This window comes from Streptomyces rishiriensis, assembly GCF_003112535.1.
Lineage (GTDB): Bacteria > Actinomycetota > Actinomycetes > Streptomycetales > Streptomycetaceae > Streptomyces > Streptomyces rishiriensis.
Genome location: NZ_BEWA01000037.1, coordinates 45,691 through 55,541, shown reverse-complemented (window position 1 = coordinate 55,541; position 9,851 = coordinate 45,691). Strand labels below are relative to the sequence as shown.

The window sequence follows — 9,851 nt, the reverse complement described above, 5'->3', positions numbered from 1 at the left end:
GGTTCTGAAACCACGAACAGCCCCATGCCATGGTCACGGTGTGGTGCGGCTGGACAGTTTCATAGTGTTTCGGTGGTCATAGCGTGAGGGAAACGCCCGGTTACATTCCGAACCCGGAAGCTAAGCCTTACAGCGCCGATGGTACTGCAGGGGGGACCCTGTGGGAGAGTAGGACACCGCCGAACAATCATTCAAAGGGTTGGGATCTGAACTTCGGTTCGGGTCCCAACCCTTTTTTGTTTTCGGCCACTTGGCGTTCATGTTCCGGATCCAGCATCCACGGCATGGGTACTGCTGCACTGCTCAGGGCCGCCGGCGTCGGAGTCGGCGACGAGGTCGTCGTGCCGGCCTTCGGCAACGTGGAAGTCGCGGGCGCGGTCGCCCTGGCGGGTGCGCAGCCGGTCTTCGCGGACGTCGACCCGACGACGTACTGCCTCGACGCGACCGCCGTCGAAGCGGTCGCCACGGCACGTACCGCGGCCGTTGTCGTCGTCCACCGTTTCGGGCGGCCGGCAGAGGTCCGGCGGCTGCACGAAGTGGGGCGCAGGCACGGGCTGCTGGTGGTGGAGCAGGCGGAGTCCGAAGCGCCGTACGACGAGATCGCGCAGCGTCGGGAGCGGGCTGCCTTTCTGGACGGGCGGTTGCGTGGGGTGCGGACGCCGGAGGGCGGTGTCGGGCACACCTACCAGCAGTACGTCGTGCGGGTGCCGGGGAACGGCCGGCCCGACCGGGACGCGTTCGCGAGGGCGTTGCGGAGCAGGGGGATCGAGTGCCGGGTGCCGGTGCGGGCTCCGTCGCACCGGCTGGCCGAGTTCCGGCAGTGCGTCGCTCTCCCGGAGACCGAGCGGGCGGCCGACGAAACGCTCGCGCTGCCGGTGGACGCCTCGTTGACGAAACGGGACATGCAGCGGATCGTGTCGGCCTGCAACGCGCTCGGTGGGCTGCTCGAGGCCGCCTCCTGAACGGGTTTGGGAACACCGGCTCGTTCGGGGTATGATCTATTCCGTTGCCGCGAGGGAAACCTCGAAAAGTGACCAGCCCCCTTAGCTCAGTCGGCAGAGCGTCTCCATGGTAAGGAGAAGGTCAACGGTTCGATTCCGTTAGGGGGCTCTACGAAAAAAGCCTCCGCCCTTTCGGGCGGGGGCTTTTCTCATGTCCGGCGCCTCCTCATGCCACGCGCATCGCCAGGATCGCCATGTCGTCGGAAGGCGCGTCGGAGGCGAAGCGCTCCACGGCGCGCATGATGCGCGCGGCGACCGCGCCGGCCGTGAGGCCCGTGCAGGTGGTGAGGACGTCGGCGAGGCCGTCGTCGCCCAGCATGCGGGTGCCTTCGCGGCGTTCGGTGACGCCGTCCGTGACGCAGAGCAGGACGTCGCCCGGGTCGAGGGTGACCGCCTGCTCGTAGAGCTCCAGGTCCTCCATGACGCCCAGGAGCGGCTGGGGTTCGGCGGCCGGCTCGACCGTGCCGTCCTGGCGGAGGCGCAGGGGGAGCGGGTGGCCCGCGCAGACCACCTTCAGCTCGGCGCTGCCGTCCTCCTGGGGGCGCATCTCGCCGTAGAGGAGGGTGAGGAAGCGGCTGCGCGCTCCCTCGTCGAGGATGGCGGAGTTCAGGCGTTCGAGTACGGCCGGGCCGCTGAGGCCCTCACGGGCCAGGAGCCTGAGCGCGTGTCGGGCCAGGCCCGTCACCGCGGCGGCGTTCGGGCCCGTGCCGCAGACGTCGCCGATGGCGAAGCCGTACGCGCCGTCGCTGATCGGGAAGACGTCGTAGAAGTCGCCGCCGACCTCGTTGCCCTCGCCGGCCGCGCGGTAGATGACCTCGACCTCGACGCCGTCGATCGAGGGGAGTTCCGGGGGCAGGAGGCTGCGCTGGAGGGCCTGGCTGATGGCCGTGCGCTCGGAGTAGAGGCGGGCGTTGTCGAGGGCGAGGGCCGCTCTGCGGCTCAGGTCCTCGGCCAGTTCGAGGATCTCCTGGCGGAAGTGCTCGTCGGTGGGCTTGCCGAGGGTCAGCATGCCGATCACGCGGTTGCGGGCGACCAGGGGGAGGACCACGGTCTCGCCGCCGACCGCGGAGGCCGTGGCGAGCGTGGGGCCGATGCCCGAGGCCACCTGGTGGGTGGGGCCGCCGTTCAGGCCGAGGCTGCGCATGGAGCTGCGCAGGGCCGCGTCGTGCGCGGCCTCGGCGGGGGCCGCCCAGACCCGCGCGCCGGGGGTGGGGACCGGGTCCGGGGGCGGGACCTTCGAGAGCAACGACTTGATGCCGTCGATGAGTTCCTCGTCCTCGTGCAGGACGTACGACAGGTAGGGGTCGGACGCCTGGTCGGCGATCGTGTAGACCGCGCACCAGGTGGCCAGCGTCGGCACCGTCATCTGGGCCATCAGGGCCAGGGTCTGGTCACGGTCCAGGGTGCCCGCGAGGAGGTCGGAGGCTTCGACGAGGAAGCTGAGGGAGCCCCTGCGCAGGCGTTCCAGCTCGCCCAGGCGGGCGGACTCCACCGCCAGCGCGATGCGGTCGGCCGCGAACTGCAGGCGCAGAGCCTCCTCGTTCGAGTAACGGCCCGCGGCCTCCGCGGCCACGCCGAGGGAGCCCGTGAGACGGCCTTCCACCTTGAGCGGGACGGTGACGACGGAGCGCATGCCCGTGCCGCTCAACAGGGGGACGGCGCCGGGTACGGCGAGCAGGTCCTCGTGGACGGCCGGCATCCTGGCCGAGCCGTAGCGGCCGGGGCCCGCCTCGACGGGCACGCGCGCGAAGCGCTGGCGGGCCGAGGGCAGGCCGGTGGAGGCGCGGACCTCCAACTCCGTCTCGTCGTCGGTGGCCAGGAGGAGGAAGGCGGAGTCGGCGTCGAGCATGTCGCGGGCCCGCTCCACGGTGCGCTGGAGGAGGCCGTCGAGGTCGTCCGGCGCGGGGGAGCCGATGAACACCTCGAAGGGGTCCGTGCTCTGGCCGTCGGAGCCGGTGTTCGTGTCGGAGGCCGGGACGCGCAACGGGGTCTGCAGGACCGCGCGTTCGTGGTCGCGGACGAGCAGGCAGACGGTGGAGGGCTCGCCGTCGGTGTCGCGGACGCGGAGGTGGGAGGCGTAGACGGGGGTCACGCGGCCGTCGGCGCCGCGGATGCCGTAGCTGCCCTCCCAGCGGGAGAGCTGGAGGGCTTCCACGATGCCGGTGCTGGTGCCGGGGGTGTGCGGCCAGGCGGCGAGGTCGGTGAGGGGCTTGCCGGTGACCTGGTCGGCGGGGTAGCCGAAGAGTTCCTCGGCGTCCTCGTTCCAGGCGGAGATGGCGCCCGTGCGGTCGATCTGGACGACCGCGACGCGTACCCGGCTGTCGGCGAGCGGGAGGAGGTCGGCCGGGAGGGAGGGGCCGGCCGCGCGGGTGCCCACCGGGCGGTCGGGGAGGTCGAGCCGGAACCAGACCTGCTTGTGGGTGGGGGTGTACTCGACGCCCCAGCGGGCGGCGATGGCGGCGCACAGCTGGAGTCCGCGGCCGCCTTCGCGGTCGGGGTTGCCCATGGTGGCGAGGGAGCCCTGGAGGGGGATCTCCCGCTCGGGATACCGGTCGGCCACCTCGACGCGGACGCCGTCGTCGCTGCGCAGGCAAAGGACGTCGGCGTGGGTGCCGGCGTGGACGACCGCGTTGGTCACCAGCTCGCTGGTGAGGACGACGGCGTCGTCGATGATGTCGGCGAAGCCCCAGCCCTGGAGGGTGTCGCGGACGAAGGACCGGGCGGTCGCCACCGATCGCCCTACGGGCTCGAAGCTGGCGGCCGCGCGCGCGGTGATCACAGAACTCCTCGGCCGGTTGTCTGCGGACAGGGCTCCCCCGCCGTCCGGGTCGCGCCGCTGGTGGGGCGGGCGCGCTCCTGAGGGCCGGGGGTCCGGGGGATGTCCCCCCGGGATCAGTCCGGTGGTCATGTGTGCGGCCGCCCCTCCGATGCCCGCTCGTGCTCGTGCCACCGCCCAGACCGTCGGACCGGTGTGGCTGGACAGCCGCATGCAAGGTTACTTACCTTCCGGGGCCGTGCGGATGCCGGTCGCCGGTGTTTCCGCCCGAGGGTGTGCGGACCGTGTGCGAAGCTGCCGAACTGTTATGGCCTGGTTCGGCAAGGGTGAAACACTGGGCAAGCTTCTTGTGAAGGTCCGGGCAGAGCGAGTGTCGTCCGGGCTCAGCGGGCAGCAGCCCTCCGGGCCCGCCTGGTCCCATCGGGGCGACACCCGGGTGGCACCAGGAGCGGCGACGAGCGGCACCCGGGCACAGTGGTATCGGTCGACCCCTGCGGGAGGGACAACGTGGAGTCTGGCGCAGCGACGCGGGGCACTAAGACGCGCGCGAAAGGCGGACAGTCTCTGAGCAGGCCACGCACCCCACGCGGGGGCACCACTGTCGTGGACACGGCAGCTTTGGACCGTTTGCTCGTGGCCTTGGTGTCCATGCGGGACGGGAACTTCCGCAAGCGGCTCACGGTCTCCGGCGACGGTGTGATGTCGGAGATCGCCGCCGTGTTCAACGAGGTGGCGGACCGTAATCTGCATCTCACGGGTGAGCTGTCGCGTGTGCGGCGCATGGTGGGGCGCGAGGGGAAGCTCACCGAGCGGCTGGAGACGGGGGCCTGCGAGGGCTCCTGGGCGACCGCCATCGACAACTCGAACGCGCTGGTCGACGACCTCGTACGCCCGGTCTCCGAGGTGGGACGGGTGCTGTCGGCGGTGGCCGAGGGCGATCTGTCGTCGCGGATGGAGCTGCGGACGCACACCCCGGAGGGGACCGGGCATCCGCTGCGCGGGGAGTTCCTGAAGGTCGGGCGGACGGTCAACAACCTGGTCGACCAGCTGTCGACGTTCACCGACGAGGTCACGCGCGTGGCCAGCGAGGTGGGCACCGAGGGCAAGCTGGGCGGTCAGGCCCAGGTGCGCGGTATGTCGGGTTCGTGGAAGGACCTCACGGAGTCCGTCAACACGATGGCGTACCGGCTGACGGCGCAGGTGCGCGACATCGCGCTGGTGACGACGGCGGTGGCCAAGGGTGATCTGTCGCGGAAGGTGACGGTTCACGTCGAGGGCGAGATGCTCGAGCTGAAGAACACCGTCAACACGATGGTGGACCAGCTCTCGGCGTTCTCGTCCGAGGTGACCCGGGTGGCCCGTGAGGTGGGCACCGAGGGCATCCTCGGCGGCCAGGCCCAGGTGTCCGGCGTGGACGGCGTGTGGAAGGAACTCACCGATTCGGTGAACACCATGGCCGGGAACCTGACGGCCCAGGTGCGCGGGATCGCGGAGGTGACGACGGCGGTCGCCAACGGCGACCTGTCGCAGAAGGTGACGGTGTCGGCGCGCGGCGAGGTCGCGCAGCTCGCCGACACGATCAACCAGATGACGGAGACGCTGCGGACCTTCGCCGACGAGGTCACACGGGTGGCCAACGAGGTGGGGGCCGCGGGGCAGCTGGGCGGCCAGGCGAACGTGCCGGGTGCGGCCGGCACCTGGAAGGACCTGACGGACTCCGTCAACACGGTGTTCCGCAACCTGACCACGCAGGTGCGTGACATCGCGGCCGTGACCACGGCGGTGGCCAGCGGCGATCTGTCGCAGAAGGTCACGGTGGACGTGGCCGGCGAGATGCTGGAGCTGAAGAACACCGTCAACGGGATGGTCGACCAGCTGTCGGCCTTCGGCGCCGAGGTCACGCGGGTGGCGCGGGAGATCGGCGTCGAGGGTGAGCTGGGCGGTCAGGCGCAGGTGTCGGGCGCGGCCGGCACCTGGAAGGACCTGACGGACTCCGTCAACACGGCGTTCAGGAATCTCACCGGACAGGTGAGGAACATCGCGCAGGTCACCACGGCGGTGGCCAACGGCGACCTGTCGCAGAAGGTCACCGTGGACGTCTCCGGTGAGATGGCGCAGCTGAAGAACACCGTGAACACGATGGTGGACCAGCTGTCGTCGTTCGCCGACCAGGTGACGCGGATGGCCCGGGACGTGGGCACCGAGGGCCGGCTGGGCGGTCAGGCGCGGGTGGACGGGGTGTCGGGCACCTGGAAGGAGCTGACCGACTCCGTCAACTCGATGGCCGGGAACCTGACGTCCCAGGTGCGCAACATCGCCCAGGTGACGACGGCGGTGGCGCGCGGCGACCTGTCGCAGAAGATCGACGTGGACGCGCGCGGGGAGATCCTGGAGCTGAAGAACACCATCAACACGATGGTCGACCAGCTCTCCGCCTTCGCCGACCAGGTGACCCGGGTCGCGCGGGACGTGGGCACCGAGGGGCGGCTGGGCGGGCAGGCCCAGGTGCCCGGAGTGGCCGGGGTGTGGCGCGATCTGACCGACTCGGTGAACGGCATGGCCGGCAACCTCACCGCCCAGGTGCGCAACATCGCCCAGGTCGCCACCGCGGTGGCCCGCGGTGACCTCTCCCAGAAGATCACCGTGGACGCGCGCGGGGAGATCCTGGAGCTGAAGAACACCCTGAACACGATGGTCGACCAGCTGTCGTCGTTCGCCCAGGAGGTCACGCGGGTGGCCCGTGAGGTGGGTACGGAGGGGCAGCTCGGCGGACAGGCCGAGGTGCAGGGCGTCTCCGGCACCTGGAAGGACCTCACGCAGTCCGTGAACTTCATGGCGAACAACCTGACCATCCAGGTGCGTCAGATCGCCGACGTCACGACCGCGGTCGCCAAGGGCGATCTGTCGAAGAAGATCACCGTCGACGCCAAGGGCGAGATCCTCGAGCTCGTCACCACCGTGAACACGATGGTCGACCAGCTGTCCTCCTTCGCCGAGCAGGTGACCCGGGTGGCCCGCGAGGTGGGCACCGAGGGCATCCTGGGCGGCCAGGCGTACGCCTCGGGCGTCACGGGCATCTGGAAGGACCTCACCGACAACGTCAACCTGATGGCCAAGAACCTGACCATGCAGGTGCGCAACATCTCCCAGGTCGCGGCGGCCGTCGCCAACGGCGACCTGACGCGTACGGTGACGATCGAGGCGCGCGGCGAGGTCCAGCAGCTCGCCGACACCTTCAACACCATGGTGAAGACGCTGAGCTCGTTCGCCGAGCAGGTCACCAAGGTGGCCCGTGAGGTGGGCACGGACGGCATCCTGGGCGGTCAGGCGCATGTGCCGGGTGTGGCGGGCACCTGGAAGGACCTCACCGACTCGGTGAACGGCATGGCGTCTAACCTGACCGGTCAGGTGCGCAACATCGCCATGGTCACGACGGCCATCGCCAAGGGCGACCTGACGAAGAAGATCGACATCGACGCGCGCGGGGAGATCCTCGAGCTGAAGACGACGATCAACACGATGGTGGACCAGCTGTCGTCGTTCGCCGAGGAGGTCACCCGGGTGGCCCGCGAGGTGGGCACCGAGGGGCAGCTGGGCGGCCAGGCACGCGTGCGGGACGTCGACGGCACCTGGCGCGACCTCACCGAGTCGGTGAACGAGATGGCCGGGAACCTGACCCGGCAGGTGCGGGCCATCGCGCGCGTGGCGACCGCGGTGACCCGCGGCGACCTGAACCTGAAGATCGACGTGGACGCGTCCGGGGAGATCCAGGAGCTCCAGGACTACATCAACAAGATGATCGCGAACCTGCGGGACACCACGATCGCGAACAAGGAGCAGGACTGGCTCAAGGGCAACCTCGCGCGCGTGTCGGCCCTGATGCAGGGCCGCCGGGACCTGCAGGACGTGGCCTCGCTGATCATGAGCGAGCTGCCGCCCCTGGTGGCCGCGCAGCACGGCGCGTTCTTCCTGGCGATGCCGACGGCCGACGGTGACGCGGACCTGTACGAGCTGCGGATGCTCGGCTCGTACGGCTACTCGATGGGCTCCATGCCGTCGTCGTTCCGGCCGGGTGAGGCGCTGGTGGGGACGGCCGCCGAGGAGAAGCGCACGATCCTCGTCGCGAACGCCCCGAGCGGCTATCTGAAGATCGCCTCGGGGCTCGGCGAGGCGCCGCCCGCTCAGGTGATCGTCTTGCCGGTGCTGTTCGAGGGCCAGGTACTCGGGGTGATCGAGCTGGCGTCGTTCACGCCGTTCACGCAGATCCAGAAGGACTTCCTCAACCAGCTCGCCGAGATGATCGCGACCAGCGTCAACACCATCTCCGTGAACACCAAGACGGAGCAGCTGCTGAAGCAGTCGCAGGAGCTGACCGAGCAACTGCGCGAGCGGTCGGCCGAGTTGGAGCAGCGGCAGAAGGCCCTGCAGGCGTCCAACGCCGAACTGGAGGAGAAGGCCGAGCTGCTGGCCCAGCAGAACCGCGACATCGAGGTGAAGAACACCGAGATCGAGGAGGCGCGGCAGGTCCTGGAGGAGCGGGCCGAGCAGCTCGCGGTGTCGATGCGCTACAAGAGCGAGTTCCTCGCCAACATGTCGCACGAGCTGCGCACGCCGCTCAACTCGCTGCTGATCCTGGCGAAGCTGCTCGCGGACAACGCGGAGGGCAACCTCTCGCCCAAGCAGGTCGAGTTCGCCGAGACGATCCACGGGGCCGGCTCCGACCTGCTCCAGCTGATCAACGACATCCTGGACCTGTCGAAGGTCGAGGCGGGCAAGATGGACGTCTCGCCGACGCGCATCGCGCTCGTCCAGCTGGTCGACTACGTGGAGGCCACCTTCCGCCCGCTCACCGCGGAGAAGGGCCTCGACCTGTCCGTGCGGGTGTCGCCGGAGCTGCCGGCCACGCTGCACACGGACGAGCAGCGGCTGCTGCAGGTGCTGCGCAACCTGCTGTCCAACGCGGTGAAGTTCACCGACTCCGGGTCGGTCGAGCTGGTGATCCGGCCGGCCGGGGCGGAGGTCCCGGTGGCGATCCGGGAGCAGCTGCTGGAGGCCGGTTCGCTGGCCGACCCGGACGCCCCGCTGATCGCGTTCTCGGTGACCGACACCGGCATCGGGATCGCGGCCAGCAAGATGCGGGTGATCTTCGAGGCGTTCAAGCAGGCGGACGGCACCACCAGCCGCAAGTACGGCGGCACGGGCCTCGGACTGTCGATCTCGCGGGAGATCGCGCAACTGCTCGGCGGCGAGATCCACGCGCAGAGCGAGCCGGGACGCGGCTCCACGTTCACGCTGTACCTGCCGCTGCACCCCAGCGAGCTGCCTCCGCAGGGCTACCAGCAGGTGGTGCCCGCCCTGGAGGCCGGCGACCTGGTGGCCTCGGAGAACGGGGTGAGGGAGCTGTCGGAGCTGTCCCCGGCGGAGATCCGGACCCCGGCCGAGGTGCGGTCGTACCAGGACGCGCAGAACGGTCCGGCGGCGCTCTTCAGGCGACGGCGGCGGCTGGTGAGCGGCGGCGAGCAGGTCGGCCGGCCCGACCAGTGGCCGGCCCGCACCCAGCAGCCGGGGACGCCGGCGCGCGCGGGCATCAAGTTCGGCGGGGAGAAGGTGCTCATCGTCGACGACGACATCCGCAACGTGTTCGCGCTGACCAGCGTCCTGGAACAGCACGGCCTGTCGGTGCTGTACGCGGAGAACGGCCGGGAGGGCATCGAGGTCCTGGAGCAGCACGACGACGTGGCGGTCGTCCTGATGGACATCATGATGCCCGAGATGGACGGCTACGCGACGACGACGGCGATCCGGCGGATGCCGCAGTTCTCCGGGCTGCCGATCATCGCGCTCACCGCGAAGGCGATGAAGGGCGACCGGGAGAAGGCGATCGAGTCGGGCGCCTCCGACTACGTGACGAAGCCGGTCGACCCCGATCACCTGCTGTCGGTGATGCAGCAGTGGATGAGGGACGAGTGAGGCGTCACCCGAAGGGAACCCTGGGCATGACGGGAACCTTCGGGGCAGGCCGGGAGTTGCTGACTCAGGGTGGCCGTCGCCGTGTAGCGAGGCGCGATTCGGGG

General features: G+C 70.0%; 3 protein-coding genes, 1 tRNA gene and 1 rRNA gene. 4 read left to right on the top strand and 1 reads right to left on the bottom strand.

Going from position 1 to position 9,851, the window contains the following annotated elements; genetic code table 11:
* Positions 1 to 68: 68 nt before the first annotated feature.
* The 3 genes from rrf (at position 69) to Sri02f_RS39715 (ending at position 1,110) form a co-directional block, all read left to right on the top strand.
* Positions 69 to 185 (top strand): 5S ribosomal RNA (rrf, locus tag Sri02f_RS39725).
* A gap of 114 nt (positions 186 to 299) precedes the next feature.
* Complete coding sequence (locus Sri02f_RS39720) at positions 300 to 962, top strand: DegT/DnrJ/EryC1/StrS family aminotransferase (RefSeq protein ID WP_167467707.1); 663 nt, start codon at positions 300 to 302, stop codon at positions 960 to 962.
* Between the two features lie 75 nt (positions 963 to 1,037).
* Positions 1,038 to 1,110, top strand: a tRNA-Thr gene (locus Sri02f_RS39715).
* Between the two features lie 57 nt (positions 1,111 to 1,167).
* Here the strand turns inward: Sri02f_RS39715 and Sri02f_RS39710 are convergent.
* Complete coding sequence (locus Sri02f_RS39710) at positions 1,168 to 3,909, bottom strand: SpoIIE family protein phosphatase (RefSeq protein ID WP_109006158.1); 2,742 nt, start codon at positions 3,907 to 3,909, stop codon at positions 1,168 to 1,170.
* 375 nt (positions 3,910 to 4,284) lie between these two features.
* Here Sri02f_RS39710 and Sri02f_RS39700 point away from each other — a divergent pair, with 375 nt between their 5' ends.
* Positions 4,285 to 9,747, top strand: coding sequence for a HAMP domain-containing protein (locus tag Sri02f_RS39700; RefSeq protein WP_109006157.1), 5,463 nt, complete (start codon positions 4,285 to 4,287; stop codon positions 9,745 to 9,747).
* The last annotated feature ends 104 nt before the right edge of the window (positions 9,748 to 9,851 follow it).

Excerpts from the sequence above, each read along its gene's own strand:
- Sri02f_RS39710 (WP_109006158.1), bottom strand. The coding sequence starts at position 3,909 with ATGACCACCGGACTGATCCCGGGGGGACATCCCCCGGACCCCCGGCCC.